Raw genomic sequence first — 26,990 nt, forward strand, 5'->3', positions numbered from 1 at the left:
CGGCGCTCAGTTCACGCCCCGGCTGCGCCCCTCCCAGTACGGCGCGCGCAGGTCGCGCTTGAGGATCTTGCCGGTGGGGTTGCGGGGCAGCGCCTCGAGGACGTCGACGCTGCGCGGGCACTTGTAGTGGGCCAGGTGCTCGCGGCAGTAGGCGATGATCTCCTCCTCGGTCGCCGAGGCGTCGGGCTTGAGCGCCACGACCGCCTTCACCGACTCGCCCCAGGTGTCGTCGGGGACGCCGATGATCGCGACCTCCATGACGGCCGGGTGCTCGGCGAGCACCCGCTCCACCTCGGGGCTGTAGATGTTCTCCCCGCCGCTGATGATCATGTCCTTGAGCCGGTCCTCGACGAAGAGGTAGCCGTCCTCGTCGAGCTTGCCCATGTCGCCGGAGCGGAACCAGCCGTCCTCGACGATCACCTCGGCGGTCGCCTCCGGCTTGTTGAGGAACCCCTTCATCAGCTGCGGCGTGCGCAGCCAGATCTCGCCGTGGGTGCCGACCGGGAGGTCCTCGAGGGTCGCGGGGTCGACGATCCGGATCTCCACCCCGGGCACCGCCTTGCCGGCCGAGACCAGCCGCTCGGGGTGGCCGGACGCCTCGGCGGTCCGGTGGTCCTCGGGCATGAGGTGCGTGGCGACGCCCGCGACCTCGGTCAGGCCGTAGACCTGCATGAAGTCGGTGTCGGGCCAGGCCTGCATCGCCGCGCGCAGCAGCGGCGGCGGCATCGGGGCGGCGCCGTAGGTGTAGGTCTTCAGCGCCCCGAACAGCTTGACCGCGTCCTCGCCCGACTGCAGCACCTGGGCCAGCACGGCCGGCACCAGGAACGTGCGGTTGGCGCCGGCCAGGATCGCGCCGGCCAGCGACATCCCGTCGGGGTCGCGGGTCATCACGCTCGGGATGCCGTCGTGGATGCCGAAGAGGACGTACGACGACCCGCCGACGTGGAAGAGCGGCATGGCGACCATCGACTTGTCGCCGGGCTCGAAGCCCCAGCCGTCGTGGGCGTTGACGGTGTGGCTGACCATGTTCCGGTGGGTCAGCATGACGCCCTTGGGCCGGCCGGTCGTGCCGGAGGAGTACATCACCAGGCACACGTCGTCGGGCTCGACGTCGGGCTGGCGGCCCACCGGGGTGGCCCCGGCCAGCAGCGCCTCCCACGCGTCGCCGTCCGCGCCCTCGGGCGTCACCTCGACGACGTGCTGGACCGCCGGCAGCCGGTCGCGGATGGCCTCGACGGTCGGCACCAGCTCGCTGCCGACGACGAGCACCGTCGCGCCGGAGTCGTTCACGGCGTAGTCGACCTCGTCGCCGGCCAGGCGCCAGTTGATGATCGCGTTGGCGGCGCCGAGCGAGCCGGCCGCCATCGAGAGCTCTACGCAGGCCGGGTGGTTCTTGTCCAGGAACGCCACGACGTCCCCGCGCCCGACGCCGAGCTGCTGCAGGGCCCCGGCCGCGCGGCGTACCCGCTCGTCCCACGCGGCCCAGGTCCAGGTCCGTCCGAGGTAGGTCATCGCCTCGGCGTCGGGCGTGGTGGCCGCCCAGTGCGCGAGGCGGTCGTCGACGAAGACGGGGTCGGGGGCGGGGGTGTCGAGGTCGAACTGGGCGGCCGTGGTGGTCATGGCCCGCATTGTGGTCCAGATCACAGCGGCCGTCGACCCTTCTGTCCGGACGGCCAGCCCCGTCTCAGGATCGTCACAGGAGCGCTGGGCACCGTGGAGCCATGACCGAGCACGACCGCGATCCCCAGGACGCCCAGGACACCGCCCCGCTGCACGCCTACCCCGCCGGCCCGCCGCCGTCGGGCCCGCCGGCCGGCCACGGTGGCGGTGCGGCGTCCGGTGGCGCGACGCCCCCGCCCACGCCCCCGGCCCGCGGCCGCAAGGGCTTCGCGGCCGCCGTGCTGGCGGGCGCGCTGGTCGTGGGCGGCGGGGCGGGCGTCGGCGGCGCCGCGCTGTGGTCGGCGTACGACGACGAGGGCGGCTCGTCCTCGCCGGGCGCCGGGCGCACCACCTCCCAGGTCGTCTCGACCTCCGACGACCCGGCCCCCGAGGGCTCGGTGGAGCAGGTCGCGGCCGAGGTGCTGCCCTCGGTCGTGCAGATCGAGGTCACCGGCACCGAGGAGGCCGGGTCCGGCTCGGGGATCGTGCTCAGCTCCGACGGCCTGGTCCTCACCAACAACCACGTGATCGAGCTGGCGGCCGACGGCGGCGAGATCACGGTCGCGTTCAGCGACGGCACCCGGGCCGACGCGGAGATCCTCGGCCGCGACCCGCTGACCGACACCGCGGTCGTCCGGGCCGAGGGAGTCGAGGGCCTGACCCCGGCGACCATCGGCGACTCCGAGGCGCTCGACGTGGGCGAGCAGGTCGTCGCCATCGGCTCGCCGTTCGGTCTCGAGTCGACGGTCACCAGCGGCATCGTCAGCGCGCTGGACCGCCCGGTCAACGTGGGCCAGGACGACGAGAACAACTCCACGACGTACCCCGCCATCCAGACCGACGCGGCGATCAACCCGGGCAACTCCGGCGGTCCGCTGGTCAACATGGCCGGCGAGGTCGTCGGCATCAACTCCTCCATCCGGACCGCCTCGAGCGGCTTGGGCTCCGAGGGCGGGTCGATCGGCCTCGGGTTCGCCATCCCCGTGGCGCCCGTCCTGCCGATCGTCGACCAGATGACCGAGGGCGAGACGCCCACGCACGCCCGCCTCGGCATCACCGTCAGCGACCCCGGCGCGCGCACGACGACCGATGCCCCCGGCCTGCCCGACGAGGACCTGCAGGAGTCCCCGGCGGCCTCGCCGGACGTGCTCGGCGCCGAGGTGGTCGAGATCGGCGACGGATCGACCGCGGGCGGCGCGGGCATCGAGGTCGGCGACGTCATCACCGCCGTCGACGACACCTCGATCACCAGCGCGGACTCGCTGGTGGCGACGATCCGCTCCTACCGCCCCGGTGACCAGGTCAGCGTGACGTTCGTCCGCGACGGCGAGGAGCAGACCGTCGACCTCGAGCTGGACTCCGACGCGGCGGACGGCTGACCCGGCACCGACGGCGGGCGGCTCACAGCCGCTTCTGGAACTCCCCCAGCCGGGCCACCGGCTCGAAGCCGAGCAGCTCGTTGACCGCGATCATGTGGTCGTTGACCTCGGCGTTGTAGGTCAGCAGGTGGGTGATGTCGGGGCGCTGGTCCTGCAGCTGGCGCAGGTTGGCGACCTTGACCGCCAGCCCGAGCCGGTGCCCGCGGTGGGCGCGCCGCACCAGCGTGCCCCACTGGTAGGCGCGGCCCGGCTCGTGCACGGTCGTCGCCAGGTCGGTGTAGGCGACGACCGACCCGTCGGGGGCGAGCGCGACGGTGTTGTACTTGCGGCGGCCCTGCCGGGCCACGACCGCCTCGTGCTCGCGGACCGCCTCCGGGTCGGCCCGCTCCGGCTCGAGCGCCAGGTCGCCGGTCGGCGCCTCGGTCATCAGCGAGGCGGTCACCTCGGCCCACCCGTCGAGCAGCTCGTCGGGGACCGGTCCGACCCAGGACCGCAGGGTGTACGCCGCGTGGTGCGGCGCGGCCTCGGCCGCCAGCCGGTCGAGCAGCCCCGCGTCCACCGGCAGCCGGACCCGCCGCTGCACGTCGCCGAGCCCGAGGGCGTACCCGCGGGCGCGGGCGAACTCCGGGCCGCACTCCCCCGCGCCGTCCGGCCCGGCGGCGTACGCGTAGTGCGCCTCGGCGAGCAGGATGGTGCGGCCGCGCTCGCGGGCGACCTGCTCGAGGTGCTCCAGCACCCGGGTGCCGTGCCCGCGGCGCCGGTGCTCGGGGAGGACGTGCACGGTGAGGTCGGCCCGGTCGAGGTTGTCGTGCAGCGGCGTCCGCATCCAGCCCGCGGCGACCACGGCGGCGTCGGGCCCGTCGCCGAGCACCCCGCTCCAGGCGTCGACGCGGTAGCCGGAGGCCGGCAGCTGCATCAGCGCGCGGACCTCCTCCAGCTGCCAGACGGTCGCGGTGTCCTCGTGCCCGTGCGCCTCGGCCACGGCGTACGTCGCGTGCCAGGCCTCCAGCGCGGCGTCGTCGAAGGGGTCGACCTCGACGACCCGCAGCGCGCTGGTCATCGGGCGCGCGCCACCCGTCCCTCGTCCCAGACCGGGCCGTCGGACTCGTAGACCTCACCGTCCGCGCCGTAGACCAGGAACCGGTCGAAGCCGCGGGCGAACCAGCGGTCGTGCGTCACCGCCAGCACCGTCCCCTCGAACGCCGCGAGCCCCTCCTCCAGCGCCTCGGCGCTCTGCACGTCGAGGTTGTCCGTCGGCTCGTCGAGCAGCAGCAGCGTGGCTCCGGACAGCTCGAGCAGCAGGATCTGGAACCGCGCCTGCTGGCCGCCGCTGAGCGACTCGAAGGCCTGGTCGCCGGCGTGCGCGAGCTCGTAGCGGTCGAGCACCCGCGCCGCCTGCTCGCGGCCCATCCCCTTGCGTCCGTCGGGGTGCCCGTCGCCGCGGTGCAGGACCTCCAGCAGCGTCCGCCCGAGCAGCTCGGGGTGCTCGTGGGTCTGCACGAACCAGCCGGGCCGGACCCGCGCACCGAGCTTGGCCCTACCGGTGTGGGCCACGGGCCGGATGTCGACCTCCCCCACCGGACGGTGCTCGACGTCGGGGTCGCTGCCGCCGGCGGCGAGCAGCCGCAGGAAGTGCGACTTGCCCGAGCCGTTCGAGCCGAGGACGGCTACCCGCTCGCCGTACCAGACCTCGAGGTCGAAGGGGCGCATCAGCCCGGTCAGCTCCAGCTGCTCGCAGACGACCGCGCGCTTGCCGGTGCGGCCGCCCTTGAGCCGCATCGAGACCTGCTGCTCGCGGGGCTGCTCGGTCGGCGGGCCGGCCTCCTCGAACTTCCGCAGCCGGGTCTGCGCCGCGCGGTACTGGCTCGACATCCCGTCGTTGTACTCGGACTTGACCTTCAGCCGCAGGACGAGCGCCTTGAGCTTGGCGTGCTCCTCGTCCCACCGCTTGCGCATCTCCTCGAAGCGCGCGAAACGGTCGGTGCGGGCCTGGTGGTACGACGCGAAGCCGCCCGGATGGGTCCACACGCTGTTGCCGGTGCCGGGCCCGCCGGCGCCGAGCTCGACGGTGACGACCCGGGTCGCGGTGTTGTCCAGCAGCTCGCGGTCGTGGCTGACCATCAGGACGGTCTTGTCCGACTCGCGGATCCGACCCTCGAGCCAGATCTTGCCCGGGACGTCGAGGTAGTTGTCCGGCTCGTCGAGCAGCAGCACCTGGTCGGGCCCGCGGAGCAGGAACTCCAGCACCAGCCGCTTCTGCTCACCGCCGCTGAGGGTGGTCAGCTCGCGGTACTTCACCCGGTCGTAGGGCAGGCCGAGCGCGGCGGTCGTGCAGACGTCCCAGGTGACCTCGACGTCGTAGCCGCCGGCGTCGGCGTACTCCCCCAGCGCCGTGGCGTAGGCCAGCTGGGTGCGCTCGTCGTCGGTCTCCATGAGCGCGACCTCGAGCCGGTCGACCTCCGCCGCGGCCGCAAGCACCCGCGGGGGGGACACGCTCAGCAGCAGGTCGGCCACGGTGGTCGAGCCGTGCGCGACCTGCTGGCGCATGATGCCCAGGCCGCCGCTGCGCGTGACCACGCCCGCGTGCGGCTGCAGCTCGCCGGTGACGATCCGCAGCAGCGTCGTCTTGCCGGCGCCGTTGGCGCCGACGAGCGCGACCTTCTGGCCCTCCCCGACGCGGAACGACACGTCGTCGAGCAGCACCCGCCCGTCCGGCAGCTCGTAGCGCACCCCGGCGACGTCCACGTGTCCCACGAGGGGAGATTGTCCGTGGTCGGGGACCGGAGGGCGACCGGATTACGCCCCTCGGTCACTCGAGCGCGATCGAGCCCTCCGGCGCCTCGACCGTGTCCCGGACGTCGGTGCCCTTCAGCCGCAGGACGGTCTGCCGGACCCTGAGCTCGCCGGTCCCCACCGCCTCGACCGGCACGGAGAAGGTCAGCTCGCCCGCACCGGCGCCCATGGAGGAGAACCCCGTGGACACCGGGACCCACTCGCCCTCGGCGTTCTTGCGCAGCAGGGTCATCCGGGGGTTCCGCGGGATGCCGTAGGCCGCCTTGTAGGAGCGCTTGCCGACCGCGAACCAGGTGGTGGCGAGGTGGGCGTTGTCGCCGCCGAGCAGCGAGCGGCCGTGGCGGACCTCGAAGGTCAGGATGTCCAGGCGCTCGGCGTCCCCGGAGACGACCGGCTCGGGCGCGACCTCGACCCGCACCTTGCGCACGTCGGTCGCCCCCACCAGCCACGGCTCGGCCGAGCCGGTGACATCGCCCTTCGGGTCGCTCGCGGCGACGCCGACGCCCTCCTCGGGAGCGGCGGCGGGGGCGCTCGTGGCCGGGGCGAGCGGCACGGCGAGGGAGAGGGCGAGCGGCAGGGGCGCGAGGGCCACGGAGGCGCGGAAGCGGGTCATGGCCCCACCCTTCCCCGCGCGGTCGCCGTCACTCCTCTCGATCACCGGGCGGAGACGCCGGCGCGGCGCTAGCGTCCCCGGCGTGAGGTCCACCGCGCGCCGCCGCGCCACCACAGCCCTGTCCGCGCTGCTCCCCGCCGTCCTCGCTGCCGGCGCCCTCGCGCTCGGCCCGGTGGCCGTCCCCGCGCCGGCGACGGCGGCAGCCACCGGCGAGGCGACGGTCCCCGGCCCCACGGCGTACGCCGAGGACGGACCGTACGGTGTCGGGCAGCGCACCATGCGCCTGCCGTCGGGGGCCCCAGTCGAGGTCTGGTACCCGACCCGCCCGGCCGACGTCGCCGGGGAGCCCGCCGGCACCTACGACATCGTCGACTGGCTGCCGCCGGTCCTCCAGGGGCTCCTGCCGGAGGGCGCCAGCGTCACGCACCCGAGCGGTGGCGTGCGGCGCGCGCCGATCGCGCGGCGCGGCTTCCCCCTCGTGGTCTTCAGCCACGGGTTCGCCGGCTTCCGCCAGCAGTCGGCCTTCCTGACCGCGGCGGTGGCGTCGTGGGGCTACGTCGTCGCGGCGCCCGACCACCGCAGCCGCACCATGACCACCGTGCTCGGCGGCGAGGCCGGCACCACCACCGACGTGCAGGACCTGCGCGACACGATCACGCTCCTCGGCACGAAGTCGCGCACGAAGAAGAGCTGGCTCCACGAGCGCGTCGACATGACGCGCGTCGGCGCGGTCGGCCACTCCGCCGGCGGCCGCGCGGTGGAGAACCTCGCCGTCGCCGACGCCCGCGTCGACACCTGGGTCGCCATGGCCGGTGCCGCGACCGGCGCGCTCGACGAGGGCGCCACCGAGGTGCCGACCCAGCCCGGGCTGCTGCTCGTCGGCGGCGCCGACCAGATCGTCACGCGCGAACGGATGGAGGCGGCGTACGTCGCGATGAGCGCGCCGAAGCGCTGGGTCGAGCTCGGCGGCGCCGGGCACCTCGCCTTCAGCGACCTGTGCGAGGTCGGCGACGGCGAGGCCGGCCTGCTGTCGGTCGCGGACCTGCTCGGCTTCCCGATCCCGGCCACCCTGGTCCGGCTCGCCTCCGACGGCTGCATCGACCCCGCGCTGGCGGCCGTCGACGCCTGGCCCGCGATCCGCCACGTCGTCGTCGCCCAGCTGCGCTCGGTGCTCGGCCCCGACCAGGCGGCACCGGCGCTCGACGGGCTCGTCGAGGCCTGGCCGGGCGTCGTCACCGACAGCCGCAGCGCCTCCTAGCCGCCTCCCAGCCGCCCCGCCCCGCCTGCGCGACCCCGGACGCTCCATGCACCCGGGGTGTTGCCCAGGTCCCATGCAAAGCGGCGGCGCGCGGCCAGACCACTCTTTAGGATGAGGCGCGTGACGCAGGTCGAGGAGGTCCCCGGACCCCCGTCGACCGACCCCGGGCCGGCGCCCGGCCGTCGCACCCGGCGAGGTGCCCGCGTCGCGGCCATGGCGGCGTACGCCGTCGCGCTGGTGGTGTGGTCGGAGCTGCTCGGCATCCCGAACGACACCGTCCAGGTGTTCCTGTGGCTGTGGCTGGCCACGATCGCCTGGAACGTCCAGGAGCCCGCCCGCCACCACCTGCAGTTCCTGCGGGACTGGTGGCCGCCGGTGGTGGGCCTGGTCATCTACTTCTACAGCCGCGGCCTGACCGACGAGCTCGGGCTGCCGGTGCACGTCACCATGCCGATCCGCGTCGACGAGTGGCTCGGCGGCGGCACGACGCCGACCGAGCACCTGCAGGCCGCCTGGTGCGGCGACCCGTGCCTGCGCGACAGCTCGCCGCGGTGGTACGACGCCGCGCTGACCACCGTCTACGCCTCGCACTTCGTCACCGGCCTGACGCTCGCCGCCGTGCTGTGGCTGCGCAGCCGGCCGGAGTGGGTGCGGTGGATGCGGCGCTACCTGGCGATCAACTTCGGCGCGCTGGTGGTCTACATCCTCTACCCGATGGCACCGCCGTGGATGGCCTCGCGCGACGGCTACCTGGGCGAGGTCACCCGGATCACCAGCCGCGGGTGGGCCGACCTCGGCCTGGGTCGCTTCGACCTGGTGCTGCAGGGTGTCGGCAACCCGGTCGCCGCGATGCCGTCGCTGCACGCAGGGATCGCGTTCCTCGTCGCCGGCTACGGCGTCCTCCGGCTCCGGACCCGCTGGCGGTGGCTGCTCGCGGCGTACCCCCTCGCGATGTCGCTGGCACTCGTCTACTTCGCCGAGCACTACGTGATCGACGTCGTCGCCGGCGCCGCGCTCGCCGGGCTGGTGCTCGCGGGCTGCGGCTGGTGGGAGCGCCGCCAGGACCGCGCGCCGGCCGCGCGCTGACCTCGCCCACGCGCCGGGCAGGATGGCCCGCATGGACCTGAGCCTGACCGACGAGCAGGAGGGCTTCCGAGCGCTGGCGCGGGAGTTCCTCGAGCGCGAAGCCGTGCCGCACCGGGTCGAGTGGGACCGGCGCGAGGCCGTCGACACCGCGATCGTCCCGGCGATGGCGGAGATCGGGTTCTTCGGGCTGACCATCCCCGAGGAGTACGGCGGGCTCGGCGGTGACTACCTGACGTACGTGCTCGCCATGGAGGAGCTCGGCCGCGCCGACTCCGCCCTGCGCGGCATCGTGTCGGTCTCCAACGGCCTGGTCGGCAAGTCGATCCTCGCCGCGGGGACCGAGGAGCAGAAGCAGGAGTGGCTGCCGCGGATCGCGTCCGGCGAGGTGCTCGGCTGCTTCGGCCTGACCGAGCCCGACACCGGGTCCGACGCCGGCAACCTGACCTCGCGGGCGGTGCGCGACGGCGACGACTACCTCATCACCGGGCGCAAGCAGTTCATCACCAACGGCACGTGGGCGCAGGTCGCCCTGGTCTTCGCGCGCACCGGCGGGCCGGGCGCGCGCGGCGTCACGGCGTTCCTCGTCCCCACCGACGCGCCGGGCTTCGAGGCGCGCGAGATCAAGGGCAAGCTCGGCCTGCGCGGCCAGGCGACCGCGGAGCTGTTCCTCGACGACGTGCGGGTGCCGGCGTCCGCGCGCCTCGGCGAGGACGGGCAGGGCTTCAAGATCGCGATGACGACCCTCGACAAGGGCCGGGTGTCGGTCGCGGCCGGCTGCGTCGGGATCGTGCAGGGCTGCCTGGAGTCAGCGGTCTCCTACGCGACGACGCGGACCCAGTTCGGGCGGCCCATCGCCGGCTTCCAGCTCGTGCAGGACATGATCGCCGACATCTCCCTCGACGCCGACGCCGCGCGCCTGCTGGTCTGGCGGTGCGCGGACCTGATCGACCGCGGGCAGCCGTTCGGCGTGGCCGCCTCGAAGGCGAAGCTGTTCGCGTCCGAGGCCGCGGTCCGCGCCGCGAACAACGCGATCCAGGTGCACGGCGGTGCCGGGTACGTCGATGAGTACCCCGCCCAGAAGTACCTTCGCGACGCCCGCGTGATGACCCTCTACGAGGGCACCAGCCAGGTGCAGAAGCTGCTCATCGGGCGCGCCGAGACCGGCATCAGCGCCTTCGTCTGACCCGTCCCCGACCCTTCTCCAGGAGGACCCTCCGTGCCGATCGACCCCCAGCTCGACGTGCTGCTCCAGCTCATGGCCGGCTCCGGCCACCCGCCCATGTGGGAGCAGACCCCCGAGGACGCCCGCCGGGGCTTCCGCGTCCTCACCGTCGACCTGCGCGACCCGGCGTCCGTGCCGGAGGTCGCCGCCGTCGAGGACGTCACCGTTCCCGGCGCCGCCGGATCGCTGCCCGCCCGGGTCTACCGGCCGCGCGCGGACGCCGGTCCACTGCCGACCGTCGCGTTCTTCCACGGCGGCGGGTTCGTCATCGGCGACCTCGACACCCACGACCTCACCTGCCGCACGATCGCCACCCTCTGCGACGCCGTCGTGGTCTCCGTCGACTACCGCCTCGCCCCCGAGCACCCGTTCCCCGCGGCGCCCGACGACGCGCTCGCCGCTGCCCGGTGGGTCTCGGACTCCCTCGCCGACCTCGGTGGCGACGACCGGATGGGCGTGGCCGGCGACTCCGCCGGCGGCAACCTCTCCGCCGTCGTCGCCCAGGCCTTCCGCGACGAGGGCCGCCCGCTCGCCGGCCAGCTGCTCGTCTACCCCGTCACCGACATGGGCGGCTCCTACCCCTCGCACACCGAGAACGCGGAGGGCTTCTTCCTCGACTCACGGACGATGGCGTGGTTCGGCGCGCAGTACGTCGGCGACCCCTCCGCGCTCGGCGACCCGCGCCTCTCCCCGCTCCACGGCCGCCTCGAGGGACTGGCTCCCGCCGTCGTCGTCACGGCCGAGCTGGACCCGTTGCGCGACGACGGCAACGCCTACGCCCGCGCCCTCGCCGACGCCGGGGTCCCCGTCGAGCACCGGGTCTACCCCGGCCTCATCCACGGGTTCGTCGACATGGGGCGCCACTCCGCCGCCGCCCAGGCCGCCGTCGAGGAGACGTGCGCACTGTTCCGGAGGGTCCTGCACGGCTGAGGCGCCTGGGCCCCTCTCACCGGAGCGGGCGCTCGACACCCACCGCGTCGAGCAGGTCCCCGCCGCCGCCCAGCACGCCCGGCACCGCCCGACCCTGATCGCCCTCGCCCGGCACGGTCGTGAACGGGTCGTCGGTCAGCCGCACGTCGCGACAGCCGTAGCCCTCGACGACCACGCCGGTCAGGTCCCGCCCGTGGGCGAGCACCAGCACGTGGCGGGGGCCGAGGTCGGCGGTGCACAGGCGCTCGCCGTCGTCGTACGGCGCCACGCCGGCGAGCGCCTGCTCGACCGCCTCCGACCGGCTCCCCGTCAGCGACTGCGGTCGGTCCAGGCGCTCCCAGCGGTACACCGCGCCGCCGCCCCGGGGCTGCCGGTGGTCGAGCACGCCCCGGTACGTGCACACCCACGCCCGGTCGGCGCCGGACAGGTCGGGCACCTCCGTCGCCGGGGCGTCGGTCCCGAAGCCGTGGCTTTCGTCGTCGGCCTGCGCCAGGCGCTCCGGACAGGCCCGACCTCCGTGGTCCGACAGCTCGTCGACCGAGGCCGTCGAGACCTGCTCCGGCTCCTCGGCGCCACCGGCGCAGGCGCTGGTCGCTGCGAGCAGCCAGGCGGCGAGGATGGCGGTGGCGCCAGTCGGCACCGCTCGTCGGACAGGCACGGGACCTCCAGGTCGTCCTCGGTTCCAGCGGTCCGACGCGCGAGGCGGTCCCGCGGTTGCGCGCCCGCGCCCGGCCGCCGATCGCGACCGTCGACGCCGGACCGCTCCCGCTCGACCGGCGGCGCGGCGGGTCGCGAGACGCCCGCAGGCCACGGGCTCAGGCGGACCCGCACGCGATGAGCGCGAGCTCGAGGAGGAGCTTGTCGCGGGGGTCGGTGAGGGTGCGGCCGGTGAGCTGCTCGATCTGCTTGAGGCGGTAGATGACGGTGTTGCGGTGGCAGTAGAGCTCCTCGGCGGCGTGCGTCGGGGACCCCCCGTGACGCAGGAGCGCGGCGAGGGTGTCGAGGAGCATACGGGACTGGCCCTCGGGGAGGGCGAGGATCGGCCCGAGCGTGCGCGCGAGCAGCAGGGGCGCGACCTGGGGGCTGCCGGCGAGGAGCACCTCGGGCAGCCGTTCGGTGACGGGGACGACGCCGCACCCGGCGCGCGGCAGCGTCTCGGCCGCGCGGGTGGCCAGCTGGAAGGCGGTGGCGAAGCCGGCGATGCCGTCGGGTGAGGCGGCGACGCCCATCCGGCCGGCGGAGTACGGCGCGAACAGCTCGGCGATCCCCGGCTCGTCGGGCAGCGGGCCGGCCAGCAGCCCGAAGTACACCCCGGAGCGGACGTGCCAGCGGGCGACCACGCCGAGCCGGTCGAGCCGGTCCTCGGCCGGGCCGAGCGAGTCCGGCGGGTCGTCGTACAACGCGACCACGCACGCCACGGCGTCGTCGGGGCCGACGTCGAGGACCGTGCGGGCCTCGTCGGCGAAGTCCGGGTCGGCGCCGCGGCCCTCGAGCAGCCCGTCGAGCACGGACTGCTGTCGCTGGAGGTCGTGCCGCTGCAACCGGGCGGCCTCGCGGCGGTAGGCCTCGATGAGCACGGCGTTCTGGACGTCGAGGTTCGACCAGACGGTCCCGCCGGCGGCCAGCAGCACCCGGTCGTCGACCAGCCCGTCCGGGGCGGTGGCCGACCGGGCGATGAGCGCCTCCCACAGCACCCGCGCGCCGTGCATGTAGGCGTTGAGCACCAGCTCCAGCGGGACGCCCTGTCGTGCGCGCCGACGGCCGGTCTCGCGCCAGACGTCGATGGCGGTGGGGTTGCCCGACGTGCGCTGCCCGGACAGCACCTCGAGCCCCCGGCGGATGTGCACCCGCGTGCTCTCCCGGACGTCGACCCGCAGCTCGGGCCCCATCCGCTCGTAGAGGTGCGCGTCCCGCTCGAAGAGCGCCAGCGTGATGCTGTCGGCGATCGTGTCGGACTGGTCGAGGAGCAGCGCCCAGGCCTGCGCCGCGAGCTCGGCGGAGGCCCCGCCGGCGGTCGACTGGGCGGAGCGCATGGACGCACGTTCGCACTCTTCGCACAACCGGCACCAGCCCCGACCCCGGATCGGGGCGGTTCGACCAAGCGAATCTGTGCGCTGCGCCCAGTGCGCATCCTGTGCGCCCGCACCAAGGTGGTGCCCGTCACAGCTCGGGGCGCCGCCCGGAGCGCCGCCCTCTCGGAGGTCCGATTGCCGCCGTCCACGAGCGCCCCCGGCCCGCCGGCGCTGGAGCTGCGCGGCATCACCGTGACCTTCGGCGGCATCACCGCGCTGTCCGACGTCGACCTCGCCGTCACGCCCGGGACCGTCCACGGCGTCATCGGCCCCAACGGCGCCGGCAAGACCACGCTGTTCAACGTCGCCTGCGGCTTCGTCGTCCCCGAGCGGGGCGCCATCAGCCGCCGCGGGGACCGGCTCGAGCGGCTCCACCCCCACGACCTCGCCGGCCTCGGCATGGCCCGCACCCTGCAGGGCCTCGGCCTCTTCGACCGCGTCACCGTGCTCGAGAACGTCCTGGTCGGCGCCGACCGCCACGCCCGCACCGGGTTCCTCGGCTCCCTGCTCGGCCTCCCCCGGGCTGCCCGCGAGGAGCGGGAGCTGCGCGAGCGCGCGACGGACGTGCTGGACCGGCTCGAGATCGGGGCGTACGCCGCCCGCTACCCCGCCAGCCTCCCCTACCCGGTCCGCAAGCGGGTCGCGCTGGCCCGGGCGCTCGCGGCCGAGCCCGACCTCCTGCTCCTCGACGAGCCGGCCAGCGGGCTGGGTGCGGCCGACATGGACGAGCTCGGCGACCTGGTCCGCGGGCTGGTGAGCGACCGGGCGATGTCGGTGATGCTCGTCGAGCACCACATGGACCTGGTGATGCGGGTCTGCGACGAGATCACCGTCCTCGACTTCGGCCGGCGCATCGCCCACGGCACGCCCGACGAGGTCCGCCACGACCCGGCGGTCCTGGCGGCGTACCTCGGCGAGGAGGTCGACTGATGCTCACCGTCACCGACCTCTCCGCCGGCTACGGGCCGGTCCGCGCGCTCGACGGCGTGTCCTTCACCGCCGACCGCGGCCGGGTCACGGCCGTGCTGGGCGCCAACGGCGCCGGCAAGACCACCCTGCTGCGGACCATCTCGGGGCTGCACCGGGCCGACCGCGGCAGCGTCGAGCTCGACGGGAGCCGCCTGGACCGGGTCGCCGCGGAGCGGATGCCGGCCCTGGGCCTCGCGCACGTGCCCGAGGGGCGGGGCGTCATCACCGAGCTCACCGTCGAGGAGAACCTCCGCCTCGGCGGCCTCGGCCGCGCCGGCCGCGTCGACCCGGCCGACCTCGAGCGCGTCTACACGCTCTTCCCGGTCCTCGCCGACCGGCGCGCGGCCCTCGCCCACGTCCTGTCCGGCGGCGAGCGGCAGATGCTGGTGATCGCCCGCGCGCTGATGGCGCGCCCGACGATGCTGCTGCTGGACGAGCCCTCGCTCGGGCTCGCGCCGCGCATCGTCGCGCAGATCTTCGAGCTGCTGCGCGGGCTGGTCGAGTCGGAGTCGCTCAGCGTGCTGCTGGTCGAGCAGAACGCCCGGAGCGCGCTCTCCATCGCCCACCGCGGCGTCGTCCTCAACCTCGGCCGCGTCGTCGCCGACGACGACGCCGACGTGCTCGCGGCCGACGACCAGCTCCGCCACGCCTACCTCGGATTCTGAGCGGGAGACCCAGTGCAACAGCTCCTCAACACCGCCCTCGGCGGCCTGACGCTCGGCATGGTGTACGCCGCGTTCGCGCTCGCCCTGGTCCTCATCTGGCGCTCGACGCGGATCGTGAACTTCGCGCAGGCGCCGATGGCCATGGTCACCACGTTCGTCGCGCTCGTCGTCGTCGACGCCGGCCACTCGTACTGGCTGGCCTTCGCCGCCGCGCTCGTGAGCGGGCTGCTCCTCGGCGCGGTCGTCGAGCGGCTCGTCGTGCGCCCGGTCGAGGGCGGCCCGGAGATCAACGCGGTCATCCTCACCCTCGGGCTGTTCATCGTGCTCCACGCCCTCGCGGCGGTCGTCTTCGGCAACCGGTACCGCAGCTTCCCCGCGCCGTTCGGCGTCCGCGGCCTCGAGGTCGGCGGCACCACGATCGCGCTCACCGGCTTCGGCGTCTTCACCGTCCTGGCCGTGCTGGTGACGATGGGCCTGCTGCTGGCGCTCTTCCGCTACACCGACGTGGGGCTGCGGATGCGCGCCTCGGCCTTCAACCCGGAGGTGGCGCGCCTGCTCGGCGTACGCGTCGGCCGGATGCTCACCCTCGGCTGGGCGCTCGCCTCGCTCGTCGGGTCGCTGGCCGGCCTGCTCATCGCCGGCGGCAGCCTCGTCCACCCCGCCTACATGGACTCGGTCGTCGTCTACGGCTTCGTCGCCGCGGTCCTCGGCGGCCTCGACAGCCCGATCGGCGCGGTCGTCGGCGGGCTGCTCCTGGGGGTCGCGCTCTCCTTCGTGAGCGGGTACGTCGGCTCGCAGCTCGTCGCGCTGGCGGCCCTGGTGATCCTGATGCTCGTCCTCACGCTGCGACCCGGGGGCCTGTTCGCGCAGGCCGCCGCGAGGAGGGTGTGAGATGGCCACCGCGCTCCGACGCGGCCGGACCTGGTGGGCCGGCTCGGTCCTGGGCCGCCACCTGCTGGTCGCCCTCCTCGGCCTCGTGGTCGTCGTGGTGGTGCTCGAGAGCGCCAGCGACTTCCGCAACCTCCAGCTCGCCTCGATGGCCTACCTCGGCATCGCCGCCGGCGGCCTGACGGTGCTCACCGGCCTCAACGGGCAGATCTCGCTCGGCCACGGCGCCCTGATGGCGATCGGCGCCTACACCACCGCGCTGCTGCTCGACGACCGCGACGCCGGCACCCCGCTCCCCCTCGTCGTCCTCGCCGCCGTGGCCGTGACCCTCCTCGTCGGGGCCGTGGTCGGCGCCGCCGCGGCCCGCCTGCACGGCCCCTACCTCGCCGGCGCGACGCTCGCCCTCGCGGTGGCCGTGCCGGGCATCGCCCTCTACTTCAAGGAGCAGCTCGGCGGCGAGCAGGGCCTGCGCGTCGTCCTGCCCGACATCCCCACCTGGGTGCTGGACCTGGCCTTCTTCGTCACCGGCCAGGACCTCACCCGCAGCCGGTACGTCGCCTGCCTGGCCTGGCTCACGCTGATCGTCACCTTCGTGCTCCTCGCGAACCTCTCCCGCACCCGGGTCGGCCGCCGCTGGCGCGCGGTCCGCGACGACGAGGTCGCCGCGGAGCTGGCCGGCATCCGGCTCGGCCGCGCGCGGGTCTCGGCCTTCGTGGTCAGCGCGGCCGCGGCCGGGGCCGCCGGCGCGATGATGGCGATCACCGTACGGCTCGCCGCGCCCAGCGGCTTCACGATCACCCTCAGCCTCACCCTGCTCACGGCGGTCGTGCTGGGTGGGCTCGGCAGCCTCGGCGGCGCGCTCCTCGGCGCCGCGCTGCTCACCTTCCTCCCGCAGGTCGTCACCGACCTCGGCGTCGACGCCGGGCTGTCCGACATCCAGGCCGCGGAGCTGGCGCCCCTCGTCTACGGCCTGGTGATGGTCGTGGTCGTCCTGGTCGCGCCGGCCGGGCTCGTGGGCACCGCCCGCACCGCCCTGCTCCGGCGACGGCTGCAGCGGGCCGGCACCGGCACCAGTACCAGCACCAGCACCGACACAGCAGCACCCACCTCCACCTCCACCACCTCGAAGGGAACCACCACATGAGACGACGGCTCCACAGGTCAGCACCCCTCGCCGCGGTGCTGGCCGGTGCCCTGCTGCTGAGCGCCTGCGGCGCCGGCGGTCGGTCCGACGACGGCGACGGCGGGGACGAGGGCGGCGGTGGCGGCGCCACCGCACCGGGCGTGACCGAGGACTCGATCACCATCGGCGCGCACTTCCCGCTGACCGGCGTCGCGGCGCCCGGTTACAACGAGATCCCCACCGGCGCGAAGGCCTACTTCGACTACGTCAACGCCCAGGGCGGCGTCAACGGCCGGCAGATCGAGTACCTCGTGCGCGACGACGGCTACAACCCCACCAACACCAGCTCGGTGACCAACGAGCTGGTGCTGGAGGAGGAGATCTTCGCGATGGTCGGCGGCCTCGGCACGCCCACCCACAGCGCCGTCGTGGACTTCCTCAACGACGAGGGCGTCCCCGACTTCTTCGTGTCCTCCGGATCCCTGCAGTGGGGCGACGACCCCGAGAACGCGCCGTACACCTTCGGCTGGCAGCCCGACTACGAGATCGAGGGCAAGATCATCGGCCAGTACGTCGCGGAGAACATGCCCGACGCCAAGGTCGGGCTGTTCCTGCAGGACGACGACTTCGGTGACGACGCCGAGAAGGGGGTGCGTCAGTTCCTCGACGAGCAGATCGTCGCGGCCGAGCGCTACACCTCCGGGAACACCGACGTGGGGCCGCAGATCGCCGGGCTCCAGGCCGCGGGCGCGGACCTCGTGCTGGCCTTCAACACCCCGTCGTACACCGCGTTGAGCCAGCTGGTCGCGCTCAAGCTGGGCTACCAGCCGCAGTGGTTCTACTCCAACGTCGGCTCCGACGCCGACCTGGTCGGATCGCTGCTCTCCCGCTTCTCCGAGGGCGCCGTCGAGGGCGGCTCGGGCTCGCTGGACGGGGTGATGACGACCGAGTACATCCCCGGCGTCGACCAGCCCGACGACCCGTGGGTCCAGCTGTGGCAGAAGGTCTGGGACGAGCACGGCGAGAAGGGCGAGCTGACCAACTACCGGGTCTACGGCATGTCCCACGCCTACGCCTTCGTCCAGGCGCTCCTGGCCGCGGGCGAGGACCTGACCCGCGACGGGCTGGTCGAGGCGATGGAGGAGGTCGGCGCCGACCTCGACGGCCCGCAGCTGGCTCCCTTCCGCTACTCCGCCGACAGCCACCTCGGCATCTCCGGGCTGCGCGTCGTCGAGATCCGCGACGGCGCGGGCGAGGACCTCACGCCCGTGCTGGTCACCGACATCGGCGACGCCGAGATCGCCGAGGACGACTCCGGCCAGGACGGCGACGCCCCGCCGGAGAGCGGCGTCCCCGAGGCGCCGTGACCCGCTGAGCCGAGCAGGAGGACCGCTGACGCCCACCCGGCCCGCCCGGGTGGGCGTCAGCGGTAGAGCCGCACCCTCGCGAGCAGCGGCGCGTGGTCGGAGGCGTAGCCGCGGAGGACGGCGTGGCGGGCGAACTGCGCGGTGCCTCCCCGGTCCCGGCGGGTCCGCAGGGAGCGGTCGGCGAGGTGGACGTAGTCGATCCACCGGGTGTTGCGCGTCGGCGCGAGGCCGCGCAGGCCGAGCGCCTGGTACGACGAGGTCGCGCGCCCGCGGAACGCGCGGGTGATGCCACCCGCCGGCCGCGCCCGGGAGTCGTCGGCGAAGTCGAAGTTGTAGTCGCCGGTGCCGACGACCACCGGTCCCGGCGCGGTGTCCCACATCCGGGCGAGCGTCGCGAGGTGCCGCTTGGCCCGACGCGCGTTCAGGTTGTCCTCGAAGCGCTGCCCGGTCTCGATGTGCTGGTTGACGTGGGTGTTGAGCAGCGTGACGGTGCGTCCGGACCCGCGGTGCCGCAGCTGCGCGGTCACCACCCACCGGGCGGGGAACGGGTGGGTGGTCTCCCGCGGGTGGCCACCGCGGTGCATCCTCCGGAACGACACGTCGAGCAGCTCGAAGGTCGCGGTCCGCCACGAGACCGCCAGCGAGATCGGCCCGTCGGGGTCCGGCCAGTGCCAGGTCTGCCAGCCGCGCGAGCGGTACTGCGGGTGCAGTCGTCGGAACGCCGACGACTTCGACTCCTGCCACCCGATCAGGTCCACGTCGCGGCGGGCGGTCAGCCGGTCCCAGTCGCGTCGTGCCCGCTCCAGCGGCAGGAGGCGCAGCGCGTTGTAGGAGACCACGCCGATCGTCGTCAGCAGCTCCCCGGGGAGCCTCGGCGCCACCCGGGCCGGTCCGCCCCGGGTGCCCACGGACGTCGGCGGAGCCGGCTCGTCCGACCGCTGCCACACCACCAGCGCCACCGTCGTCAGGACGGCCAGCACGACGAGCCCCCCGAGGGCTCGGACGGCGACGCGGGTCATGGCAGGACGGTACGGCGGAAATCCCGGTGCGCGGGGAGCCGTGCGGGCCCTAGCCTTCACCGCCGTGGCCGACGACTGGACCGACCCCGCCTGGCTGGCGGAGGTGCGGGCGTGGGTCGACGAGCGGCTGACCTCACTCGGGACCACGCGCAGCGGCGAGGTCGAGCAGCCCCACGTCGAGCCGTGGTCGACGGTGCTGCGGGTGCCGACCGGGCTCGGGCCGGTCTGGTTCAAGGCGACGACGGCGTCGTTGCGGCACGAGGCGTCGACGGTCGCGCTGCTGGCCCGACGCGCGCCCGACCGGGTGCCGCCGCTGCTGGCGGCCGACCCCGACCGCGGCTGGATGCTCATGGCGGACGCCGGCGAGCGGCTGCGCGAGGTCGTCGCCCGCGAGCGCAGCCTGGCGCACTGGCACGACGCGCTCGAGGGCGTCGCGTGGGTGCAGCTGGCGTGCACCCGCGACGTCGAGGAGCTGCTCGCGGCCGGCGTGCCCGACCGGCGGCTGCCTCTCCTCGCAGAGCAGTACGACGCCCTGCTGGCCGGTCTCGACGTGGACCCGCGCTACCGGTCGGCCGCGCCGCTCGTCGAGCGGCTGGCCGCCGACCTGGCGGCGTACGGCCTGCCCGACAGCGTGCAGCACGACGACCTCCACGACGCCCAGGTGTTCCTCCGACCCGGCGGGGACGGGCCGGCGCTCCTCATGGACTGGGGCGACGCCTGCGTCACCCACCCGTTCCTCGTGCTGGCCGTGCCGCTCCGCGGCGTCATCGCCTGGGGGCTCGACGACGAGGAGGACGCCGTGGACACCGCGCCGTACCGGGAGTCCTACCTCGGCCCCTGGGCCGCGGCCCGCCCCGACCTCGGGCCCGACGCCCTCCGGGACGCCGCCGACCTCGCGACCCGGCTGGGGTGGGCGTGCCGCGCGGTCAACGGGCACGTCCCGGGTGACCTGCGCAGCACCGAGCTGCGACTGCGGATGTTCCTGGACGGTCGGGTCACCGAGGACCCGTGACCGACCTCCCTGTGTGGCTCCAGGCCGGCGGCTGGGGGCTCCTCGCCGGTGGCGCGCTCGTGCTCGGCGCCCTCGTCGCCTGGTTCGTGGCCGTGCCCCAGCGGGTGGTCGCCGGTGTGATGGCGTTCGGCGCCGGCGTGCTCATCTCCGCGCTCGCCTTCGACCTCGTCGACGAGGCCGAGCGGACCGGGGGCCTCGGCCCGACCGTGGTCGGCTTCCTCGGCGGGGCGCTCGCGTACGTCGCCGCCAACATCGCCCTCGCGCGGCGCGGCGCCCGGCACCGCAAGCGCTCGCAGGACCAGCAGGCCTCCGAGGAGGACCAGGAGGGCAGCGGCGCGGCCATCGCGGTCGGCGCGCTGCTCGACGGCGTGCCCGAGTCGGTCGTCCTCGGCGTCTCGCTCCTGGGCGGCAGCGGCGTGGGGGTGCCGGTGCTGGCAGCGATCTTCATCTCCAACCTGCCCGAGGGCCTCTCCTCGGCGGCCGGCATGAAGCGGAGCGGCCGCAGCGCCCGCTACGTCTTCGGAGTCTGGGGCGGCATCGCCGCGGCCAGCGGCCTCGCCGGGCTCCTCGGGGCGCTGCTGCTCGACGGCGCCCCGGCCACCACGACCGCCGTCATCACCGCCGTCGCAGCCGGGGCGATCCTCGCGATGGTCGCCGACACGATGATCCCCGAGGCGTTCGAGGACACCCACCTCTACGCCGGCCTGCTGGCCACCCTCGGCTTCATCGTCGCCTTCAGCATCGAGCGGCTCTGACCGGGTCGGAGCGGGTCTGCGCGGCTCGCCCGGAACCGGGCGGCCGTATCCCCCGCGACCGCCCGGGTACCGAGCCGGCTTCCCCCCACCGACCCCGGAGGTCACAGCCCATGGCTCGCAACACCCTCTCCCGCTCCCTGCACGACGTCGGCCTCGCAGCCTGGTTCGGCGGCACGCTCGCCAATGCCGTCGCCCTCAACCCGGCGGCCGCGCAGGCGACGGCCTCCACCGACGTGGGCGCCGTCGCCAACACCGGCTGGGACCGCTGGACGCCGGTCAACGCGGCCGCCATCGGTGCCCACCTCGCCGGCAGCATCGGCCAGCTCGGCGGCAACAAGGGCCGGATCGCCGGCCAGCAGGGCGTCGGCTCGATGGTCGTCGCCAAGACCGCGCTGACCGCGGCGGCGCTCGGCGTCACGGCGTACTCCCGCGCGCTGGGCAAGAAGGTCTCGCAGGAGACGCAGATGCCCGCCGCCTCCGGCACCGAGCCCGAGAGCGGCACGCCGCCCGAGGTGGCGAAGGCCCAGAAGCAGCTCGCCGCCCTGCAGTGGGTGGTCCCGGCGCTGACCGGCGCGCTCGTGGTGGTCAGCTCCTTCGCCGGCGAGCAGCAGCGTGCCACCGAGCAGAAGAAGGGGATCCTCGGGCGGATCACCCCCTGACGGCGGGCGGTCAGCCGCGCCGCGACTCCAGCACCCGGAAGCCCTTCGCCGAGGCCAGCCGCGTGGTGGGGAAGCCCTGCTCCCCCAGCCACCGCTGGAGGGAGTCGGCGCCGAGGTTCTTGCCGACCACCATCACCGCGCGCCCGTCCGGCGCGAGCCGCGGCAGCCAGGTGAGCAGGAGCTCGTGGAGCGCCTGCTTGCCGATCCGGATCGGCGGGTTCGACCAGATCTCGTCGTACGTCGCGTGGGGCTCGACGCCGGCGGGCGTCGCGGCGCGGTAGCGGTCGGCGACGCCGAGCGCCGCGGCGTTCTCGTTCGCGAGCAGCACCGCGCGCTCGTTGACGTCGACGGCGGTGACCGCCGCCGCGGGCACGCAGGCCGCGACCGCCAGCCCGATGACGCCGTAGCCGCAGCCGAGGTCGAGCACCCGTCCGCCGGCGGGCGGCTCGGTCTCGCGGAAGAGCACCGACGTGCCGATGTCGAGGCGCCCCTGCGCGAAGACCCCCGAGCCGCTGACCAGCGCCAGCGACCGGCCCCAGACCTCTGCCGTCACCGGCATCCGCTTGAACGGCACCGACGGGTCGGCGGAGAAGTAGTGCTCCTCCTGCTCGCTCACGGCTTCTCCCTCCGGGCGCGTGTCAGCTCGACCCGGGCGCCGAGCTCGGCGTCGGGCGGGTAGGCGACCTCCTCCAGCGTGAGGCCGTGCGCGTGCACGACGGCGACGGAGGCGTCGCGTCGCTCGGCCGCCAGGACGTCGGCCGCCCAGGCGACGGGCCGGCGCCCCTCCCCCACGGCCAGGAGGCAGCCGACCAGCGAGCGGACCATGCTGTGGCAGAACGCGTCCGCGCGGACCGTCGCCTCCAGCACGCCGGACGGCAGCCGCCGCCAGGACAGCTCCTGCAGCACGCGGATCGTCGTCGCGCCCTCGCGCTGCTTGCAGAACGACGCGAAGTCGTGCTCGCCGACGAGCAGGACGGCGGCCTCGTTGAGCAGGTCGACGTCGAGCGGCCGCGGCCAGGCCAGGACGTGCCCGCGGACCAGCGGGTCGACCGCGGCGGGGGTGTCGGCGACGCGGTAGGCGTAGCGGCGCCACAGCGCGGAGAAGCGCGCGTCGAACCCGGGCGCGGCTTCGACCGCGCGGCGTACGCGCACGTCGGCGGGGAGGATGCCGTTGAGGCGGCGCACCAGCGCCTCCAGCGGCGGGTCGGGCGATCGCCCGGCCGAGCGCGCCAGCGCGTCGGGCTCGACGTCGAGGTGCACGACCTGGCCCCGGGCGTGGACGCCGGTGTCGGTGCGGCCGGCGCACACCAGCTCCACCGAGGGCACCCGCAGCGCGGTCGCCGCGGCCGCCGACAGCTCTCCCTGCACCGTCCGCAGGCCGGGCTGGGCCGCCCAGCCGTGGAAGCCGCCGCCGTCGTAGGCGAGGTCGATCCGGATCCGCACCCCCTCATCCTTCCGTACGCTGTGCGCGTGAGCGCAGCCCCCGCGATCGTCCTCGTCTCCGAGCACCACACCGACGACCTGCAGGACGCCTTCGGGCGCTACCAGCGCGAGTACGACGTGCGGTGCGCCCGTAGCTGCGCGGAGGCCGAGGAGGTCTCCCGCGAGGTCGTCGCGGGCGGCGGGACCGTGGCGATGTACGTCGCCGAGTCCGTCCTCCCCGACTGCCACGTCCTCGAGGCGTTCCACCGCTGGCGCGGCGTCGTGCCCAACGCCCGCCGGATGATCGCCGCGCACTGGGACCGGTTCCTCGCCGACGCCCCCGGCCTGCGCGCCGGCATGGCCAAGGGCAAGTACGACGCCTACCTGCTCATGCCGCGCGGCACGCGCGACGAGGAGTTCCACCACGCCGTCACCGACCTGCTCAGCGACTGGGGCGCCACCATCGCCGAGCCGGAGGTGGTCTCGGCGAAGATCATCAGCCCGGTCCGCGACGGCCGGGTCCTCGCGATCCGCGACTTCCTCGACCGGATGGGCATGGCCAGCCGCGTCTACCACCCCGACGACCCGGTGGCGCGCCACCTCCTCGGCGACCCGGCCGAGGGCGCCGACCCGCCGGCGTACCCCCTCGTCTGGGCGCCGGAGCGACCGGTCGTCGAGGACGCCACCGTGCGCACCGTGGCGATGAGCCTCTACGGCGCACCGAGCGACCTCGACGTCACCGGCACCGTCGACGTGTGCGTGGTCGGCGGCGGCCCGGCGGGCCTCGCGACGGCGGTGTACGCCGCGTCCGAGGGCCTCTCGTGCGTCGTGCTGGAGGCGGAGGCTATCGGCGGGCAGGCCGGCACCAGCTCGATGATCCGCAACTACCTCGGCTTCCCCCGCGGCATCTCGGGGATGCGGCTGGCCCAGCGGGCCCGCAACCAGGCGCTGCGCTTCGGCACCCGCTTCGTCACCGGGTGGACCGTCCACGGCCTCGTGCCGGGGGACGCCGAGCGTCCGCACCTGGTCCGCACCGACGGAGGCGACGTCGCCGCGCGTGCGGTGGTCGTCTCGACCGGGGTGGCCTACCGCAAGCTGCGGGTCGAGCCGCTGGAGCAGCTGGTCGGCAGCGGCGTCTTCTACGGCGCCGCGATGACCGCCGCCCGGGAGATGGAGGACCAGGACGTCGTGGTCGTCGGCGGCGGCAACTCCGCCGGCCAGGCCGCCGTGCACCTCTCCCGGTTCGCGCGCTCGGTCACGGTGCTGGTGCGCCGGCCCGGCCTGGCCGAGACGATGTCGCAGTACCTCGTCGGGGAGATCGCCTACAACCCTCGGATCACCGTGGCGACCTGCAGCGAGGTCGTCGACGGCGGCGGCGACGGACGGCTGGAGTGGATCGAGGTCCGCGACACCCGCGACGGCACGCTCCACCGGCGCGAGGTGGGCGGCCTGTTCCTCCTCCTCGGCGCCGAGCCGCAGTGCGACTGGCTCCCGGCCGAGGTCGCCCGTGACGACCGGGGTTTCGTGCTCACCGGCCGCGACGTGCCCAAGGAGCGCTGGCACGACGGCCTGCCGCCGGCCAACCTCGCCACCACGGTGCCCGGCGTCTTCGCGGCCGGCGACATCCGCGCCGGCTCGATGAAGCGGGTGGCCGCCGCCAGCGGCGAGGGCGCGTCGGTGGTGCCGCTCGTGCACCAGTGGCTGGCGCCCTGACCCACCGCGCCCGGGCCGAGCCGGCTCCGAGCCGCCTCAGAGCCGACCTCAGAGCCGACCTCAGAGCTCGTGGCGGTACGGCGGGTCCGCACCCGGCCGCGACACGGTGACCGCGGCCGCCCGGGCGGCGTGCTCCAGCACCTCGGCCACGACGTCCTCCGCGACCCCGGCGAGCTCCTCGCGCCGGTCCGCGCCGAGCAGCCCGCGCTCCCACAGCGCGTCGACGAGCGCGGCCCCGAAGGTGTCGCCCGCGCCGATCGTGTCCGCCACCTCCACCGGCAGCGAGGCCACCTCCACCGAGCACCGCCCGGTGGTCCAGGCCGCTCCCTCGGCGCCGCGGGTGACCACCACCGCCGCCGGCCCGAGCGCGAGCAGGTGCGCCACCGCGGACGCCTCGTCCAGGTCCGGCCAGAGGGCGGCGAGATCCTCGTCGCTGGCCTTGACCAGGTCGGCCAGGGCGGCCACCCGCTCCACGCGCGCGACGACGTCCGCGCCGGTGCCGGTCACCGCCGGCCGGGCGTTGACGTCGTAGGTCACCGTGGCGCGGTCGCGCAGCCGCCGGAGCAGCGCCGCGACGTCCTCGGCCCCGGGGGCGACGACCGCGCCCAGCGAGCAGGTGTGGACGTGCAGCGGGGCGGGCTCGTCCGTGACCGGGCCGAGCTCCCAGGACAGGTCGAACTCGTACGTCGCCGCACCACCCGTCCCGATCGTCGCCAGGGCCGTCGACGTCCGCGCGACCACCGCCGGGTCGGTCGCCAGCTCCACGCCCGCCGCCGCCAGGTGCCGGGCGACGAGCGCGCCCCGCTCGTCCTCGGCGTACGCCGTCGCGAACCGCACCGGCCGCCCGAGCCGGGCGAGCGCCACCGCGACGTTCGCGGCGCTGCCGCCGGCGTGCTCGCGGGTGGTGCCGTCAGGCCCTCGCACCACGTCGACGAGCGACTCGCCCACGACCAGCACGTCCCGCCCGTCCTGCCCGGTCTGCGCGGTCTGCGCGGTCTGTCCGGCTGCTGCCTCCATGGCGCCACCCTAGGGTGACGCCATGCAGGTGCACCCGCTGGACGCCGAGGACCCCACGCCGCCCTTCGAGCAGCTCCGCGCGCAGCTCGCGGGCCGCGTCGCCGACGGCAGCCTGCCGGCCGGGACCCGCCTGCCGACCGTGCGGGCGGTGGCGGCCGGCCTCGGCCTCGCGGTCAACACGGTCGCGAAGGCCTACCGCGCCCTGGAGTCCGACGGGGTCGTGGTCACCGAGGGCCGGCGCGGCACGTTCGTGGCGTCCACGGCCGGCGCCGGCACGCCCGCCGCCGAGGAGGCCGCCCGGGCGTACGTCGCCGCCGCCCGCCGCGCGGGGCTGACGCTCCCCGAGGCGGTCCGCCTGGTCGAGCGCGACTGGTGACCCGGCCCCGGCGGCGCTGACGCGCCCGGTGAATGCGACCGACCCGCCCGGAGGACCGGGCGGGTCGGTGGTGGTGCGGGTGGAGCGCTGCGGGCCGGATCAGGCCTTGGTGTCGTCCTCGGACTCCGCAGCTGCCTCGGCCTCGGCGGCCTCCTCGGAGACGGGCTCGGTGAGCTCGGTCTCCTCCTCGGCGACGACGCTCTCCTCGGGGGAGGCCTCCTCGGCGAGCTCGGTGGGGCCGGTCTCGGCGGCGGTGTCCTCCGAGACGGTCTCCTCGGCGGGCGCCGGGGCGGCGGCCGGGGCGGCCTTGGCCTTCGGGGCCGACGGGGCGTAGGCCTCGGTCACCAGCTCGATGACCGCCATGGGGGCGTTGTCGCCCTTGCGGGGGCCGATCTTGGTGATCCGGGTGTAGCCGCCGGGACGCTCGGAGAAGGTCGGGGCGATCTCGGTGAAGAGGGTGTGGACGACCGACTTGTCGCGGATGGTCTTGAGGACCTCGCGGCGGTTGTGCAGGTCGCCCTTCTTCGCCTTGGTGATCAGCTTCTCGGCGTGCGGGCGCAGGGCGCGCGCCTTCGCCTCGGTCGTGACGATCCGGCCGTGCTCGAAGAGCTGGGTGGCCAGGTTCGACAGGATGAGGCGCTGGTGCGCCGGGCCGCCGCCGAGGCGGGGACCCTTGGTGGGCTTCGGCATGTCTCTCTCGTTCCTCCCCGGCCGTACCAGGTACCGGGGTAGTAGGCCGCGGGCGGGTTCGCCCCCGGTCAGTTCTCAGATGGTGCTACCCACCTCGGTCAGCCGAGGTGGCGGCTCGTGAGCCGCCAACCGACCTGCACCGAAGCGGACGTCAACTGCGGCGGGGTCCACCTCGGTCAGCCGAGGTGGCGGCTCGTGAGCCGCCAACCGACCTGCACCGAAGCGGACGTCGACTGCGGCGGGGCAGCGTGTCGCCCGGCGGCGAAGCCGCGTGGGACGACGTCCCACTGGCGACACGCTCCC

26 protein-coding genes are annotated in these 26,990 nt (G+C 74.8%); 15 read left to right on the plus strand and 11 right to left on the minus strand.

Going from position 1 to position 26,990, the window contains the following annotated elements; genetic code table 11:
* Positions 1 to 6: 6 nt before the first annotated feature.
* A complete protein-coding gene (locus QWY28_RS12480; protein WP_300952889.1) occupies positions 7 to 1,620 on the minus strand; it encodes a long-chain-fatty-acid--CoA ligase in 1,614 nt (537 codons plus the stop codon).
* A gap of 101 nt (positions 1,621 to 1,721) precedes the next feature.
* On the opposite strand from QWY28_RS12480, the gene QWY28_RS12485 reads away from it, so the two are divergent.
* Complete coding sequence (locus QWY28_RS12485) at positions 1,722 to 3,038, plus strand: S1C family serine protease (protein WP_300952890.1); 1,317 nt, start codon at positions 1,722 to 1,724, stop codon at positions 3,036 to 3,038.
* Positions 3,039 to 3,060: 22 nt separating this feature from the next.
* On the opposite strand, the gene QWY28_RS12490 is transcribed toward QWY28_RS12485, so the two are convergent.
* The 3 genes from QWY28_RS12490 to QWY28_RS12500 are packed head-to-tail and all read right to left on the minus strand — an operon-like array spanning position 3,061 to position 6,444.
* Positions 3,061 to 4,098, minus strand: a complete 1,038-nt coding sequence (locus QWY28_RS12490) for a GNAT family N-acetyltransferase (protein ID WP_300952891.1) — start codon at positions 4,096 to 4,098, stop codon at positions 3,061 to 3,063.
* Positions 4,095 to 5,792, minus strand: coding sequence for an ABC-F family ATP-binding cassette domain-containing protein (locus tag QWY28_RS12495; protein ID WP_300952892.1), 1,698 nt, complete (start codon positions 5,790 to 5,792; stop codon positions 4,095 to 4,097). Before QWY28_RS12495 ends, QWY28_RS12490 begins: the two co-directional genes overlap by 4 nt.
* A 55-nt stretch (positions 5,793 to 5,847) precedes the next feature.
* Positions 5,848 to 6,444 (minus strand): hypothetical protein, encoded by a 597-nt coding sequence (locus tag QWY28_RS12500; protein ID WP_300952893.1) that lies wholly within the window; start codon positions 6,442 to 6,444, stop codon positions 5,848 to 5,850.
* Between the two features lie 82 nt (positions 6,445 to 6,526).
* On the opposite strand from QWY28_RS12500, the gene QWY28_RS12505 reads away from it, so the two are divergent.
* From QWY28_RS12505 to lipP1, 4 genes are all read left to right on the plus strand, one after another.
* Complete coding sequence (locus QWY28_RS12505) at positions 6,527 to 7,702, plus strand: alpha/beta hydrolase family protein (protein WP_300952894.1); 1,176 nt, start codon at positions 6,527 to 6,529, stop codon at positions 7,700 to 7,702.
* Between the two features lie 120 nt (positions 7,703 to 7,822).
* On the plus strand, positions 7,823 to 8,788 hold the full coding sequence (locus QWY28_RS12510; protein WP_300952895.1) for a phosphatase PAP2 family protein: 966 nt from the start codon (positions 7,823 to 7,825) through the stop codon (positions 8,786 to 8,788).
* Between the two features lie 31 nt (positions 8,789 to 8,819).
* Complete coding sequence (locus QWY28_RS12515) at positions 8,820 to 9,971, plus strand: acyl-CoA dehydrogenase family protein (RefSeq protein ID WP_300952896.1); 1,152 nt, start codon at positions 8,820 to 8,822, stop codon at positions 9,969 to 9,971.
* A gap of 33 nt (positions 9,972 to 10,004) precedes the next feature.
* A complete protein-coding gene (gene lipP1 / locus QWY28_RS12520) occupies positions 10,005 to 10,940 on the plus strand; it encodes a LipP1 family hormone-sensitive lipase (protein ID WP_300952897.1) in 936 nt (311 codons plus the stop codon).
* Positions 10,941 to 10,956: 16 nt separating this feature from the next.
* On the opposite strand, the gene QWY28_RS12525 is transcribed toward lipP1, so the two are convergent.
* Both QWY28_RS12525 and QWY28_RS12530 read right to left on the minus strand, forming a co-directional pair.
* Complete coding sequence (locus tag QWY28_RS12525) at positions 10,957 to 11,598, minus strand: hypothetical protein (protein ID WP_300952898.1); 642 nt, start codon at positions 11,596 to 11,598, stop codon at positions 10,957 to 10,959.
* A 157-nt stretch (positions 11,599 to 11,755) separates the two neighbouring features.
* On the minus strand, positions 11,756 to 12,973 hold the full coding sequence (locus QWY28_RS12530; protein ID WP_300952899.1) for a PucR family transcriptional regulator: 1,218 nt from the start codon (positions 12,971 to 12,973) through the stop codon (positions 11,756 to 11,758).
* Positions 12,974 to 13,063: 90 nt separating this feature from the next.
* On the opposite strand from QWY28_RS12530, the gene QWY28_RS12535 reads away from it, so the two are divergent.
* From QWY28_RS12535 to QWY28_RS12555, 5 genes are read left to right on the plus strand one after another with little or no spacing between them, the layout of a single operon-like run.
* A complete protein-coding gene (locus tag QWY28_RS12535; RefSeq protein WP_300952900.1) occupies positions 13,064 to 13,942 on the plus strand; it encodes an ABC transporter ATP-binding protein in 879 nt (292 codons plus the stop codon).
* The gene (locus QWY28_RS12540) at positions 13,942 to 14,646 is read left to right on the plus strand and encodes an ABC transporter ATP-binding protein (protein WP_300952901.1); all 705 of its coding nucleotides are present in this window, start codon (positions 13,942 to 13,944) and stop codon (positions 14,644 to 14,646) included. Before QWY28_RS12535 ends, QWY28_RS12540 begins: the two co-directional genes overlap by 1 nt.
* A gap of 12 nt (positions 14,647 to 14,658) precedes the next feature.
* Positions 14,659 to 15,537 carry a branched-chain amino acid ABC transporter permease gene (locus QWY28_RS12545; RefSeq protein WP_300952902.1) on the plus strand — a complete coding sequence of 293 codons (879 nt, stop codon included), beginning with the start codon at positions 14,659 to 14,661 and terminating at the stop codon, positions 15,535 to 15,537.
* Between the two features lies 1 nt (position 15,538).
* Positions 15,539 to 16,678 carry a branched-chain amino acid ABC transporter permease gene (locus QWY28_RS12550; RefSeq protein WP_300952903.1) on the plus strand — a complete coding sequence of 380 codons (1,140 nt, stop codon included), beginning with the start codon at positions 15,539 to 15,541 and terminating at the stop codon, positions 16,676 to 16,678.
* A complete protein-coding gene (locus tag QWY28_RS12555) occupies positions 16,675 to 18,024 on the plus strand; it encodes an ABC transporter substrate-binding protein (protein WP_300952904.1) in 1,350 nt (449 codons plus the stop codon). Before QWY28_RS12550 ends, QWY28_RS12555 begins: the two co-directional genes overlap by 4 nt.
* A gap of 56 nt (positions 18,025 to 18,080) precedes the next feature.
* On the opposite strand, the gene QWY28_RS12560 is transcribed toward QWY28_RS12555, so the two are convergent.
* Positions 18,081 to 19,043, minus strand: a complete 963-nt coding sequence (locus tag QWY28_RS12560) for an exonuclease/endonuclease/phosphatase family protein (protein ID WP_300952905.1) — start codon at positions 19,041 to 19,043, stop codon at positions 18,081 to 18,083.
* A 64-nt stretch (positions 19,044 to 19,107) separates the two neighbouring features.
* Here QWY28_RS12560 and QWY28_RS12565 point away from each other — a divergent pair, with 64 nt between their 5' ends.
* The 3 genes from QWY28_RS12565 to QWY28_RS12575 all read left to right on the plus strand — a co-directional run bounded on the left by QWY28_RS12565 (position 19,108) and on the right by QWY28_RS12575 (position 21,469).
* Positions 19,108 to 20,055 carry a phosphotransferase family protein gene (locus tag QWY28_RS12565; protein WP_300952906.1) on the plus strand — a complete coding sequence of 316 codons (948 nt, stop codon included), beginning with the start codon at positions 19,108 to 19,110 and terminating at the stop codon, positions 20,053 to 20,055.
* On the plus strand, positions 20,052 to 20,810 hold the full coding sequence (locus QWY28_RS12570) for a ZIP family metal transporter (protein ID WP_300952907.1): 759 nt from the start codon (positions 20,052 to 20,054) through the stop codon (positions 20,808 to 20,810). The genes QWY28_RS12565 and QWY28_RS12570 overlap by 4 nt, the downstream gene beginning before the upstream one ends.
* 110 nt (positions 20,811 to 20,920) lie before the next feature.
* Positions 20,921 to 21,469: a hypothetical protein gene (locus QWY28_RS12575; protein ID WP_300952908.1), complete on the plus strand. Its 549-nt coding sequence runs from the start codon at positions 20,921 to 20,923 to the stop codon at positions 21,467 to 21,469.
* Positions 21,470 to 21,479: 10 nt separating this feature from the next.
* Here the strand turns inward: QWY28_RS12575 and QWY28_RS12580 are convergent, their stop codons facing one another.
* Together QWY28_RS12580 and truA are read right to left on the minus strand one after the other, a co-directional pair.
* On the minus strand, positions 21,480 to 22,028 hold the full coding sequence (locus QWY28_RS12580; RefSeq protein WP_300952984.1) for a class I SAM-dependent methyltransferase: 549 nt from the start codon (positions 22,026 to 22,028) through the stop codon (positions 21,480 to 21,482).
* 53 nt (positions 22,029 to 22,081) lie between these two features.
* Entirely contained in the window at positions 22,082 to 22,912 is an 831-nt protein-coding gene (gene truA, locus QWY28_RS12585) for a tRNA pseudouridine(38-40) synthase TruA (RefSeq protein WP_300952909.1), read from the minus strand.
* A gap of 27 nt (positions 22,913 to 22,939) precedes the next feature.
* Between truA and QWY28_RS12590 the strand changes: the two genes are divergently transcribed.
* On the plus strand, positions 22,940 to 24,604 hold the full coding sequence (locus QWY28_RS12590; protein ID WP_300952910.1) for an NAD(P)/FAD-dependent oxidoreductase: 1,665 nt from the start codon (positions 22,940 to 22,942) through the stop codon (positions 24,602 to 24,604).
* Positions 24,605 to 24,664: 60 nt separating this feature from the next.
* Here the strand turns inward: QWY28_RS12590 and QWY28_RS12595 are convergent, their stop codons facing one another.
* The gene (locus tag QWY28_RS12595; protein ID WP_300952911.1) at positions 24,665 to 25,621 is read right to left on the minus strand and encodes a carbohydrate kinase family protein; all 957 of its coding nucleotides are present in this window, start codon (positions 25,619 to 25,621) and stop codon (positions 24,665 to 24,667) included.
* A 22-nt stretch (positions 25,622 to 25,643) separates the two neighbouring features.
* Here QWY28_RS12595 and QWY28_RS12600 point away from each other — a divergent pair, with 22 nt between their 5' ends.
* Complete coding sequence (locus QWY28_RS12600) at positions 25,644 to 25,997, plus strand: GntR family transcriptional regulator (RefSeq protein WP_300952912.1); 354 nt, start codon at positions 25,644 to 25,646, stop codon at positions 25,995 to 25,997.
* Positions 25,998 to 26,096: 99 nt separating this feature from the next.
* Here the strand turns inward: QWY28_RS12600 and rplQ are convergent, their stop codons facing one another.
* On the minus strand, positions 26,097 to 26,687 hold the full coding sequence (rplQ, locus tag QWY28_RS12605; protein WP_300952913.1) for a 50S ribosomal protein L17: 591 nt from the start codon (positions 26,685 to 26,687) through the stop codon (positions 26,097 to 26,099).
* Positions 26,688 to 26,990: the final 303 nt, after the last annotated feature.

The sequence above is a fragment of the Nocardioides oceani genome (genome assembly GCF_030412965.1).
Taxonomy (GTDB): Bacteria; Actinomycetota; Actinomycetes; order Propionibacteriales; family Nocardioidaceae; genus Nocardioides; species Nocardioides oceani.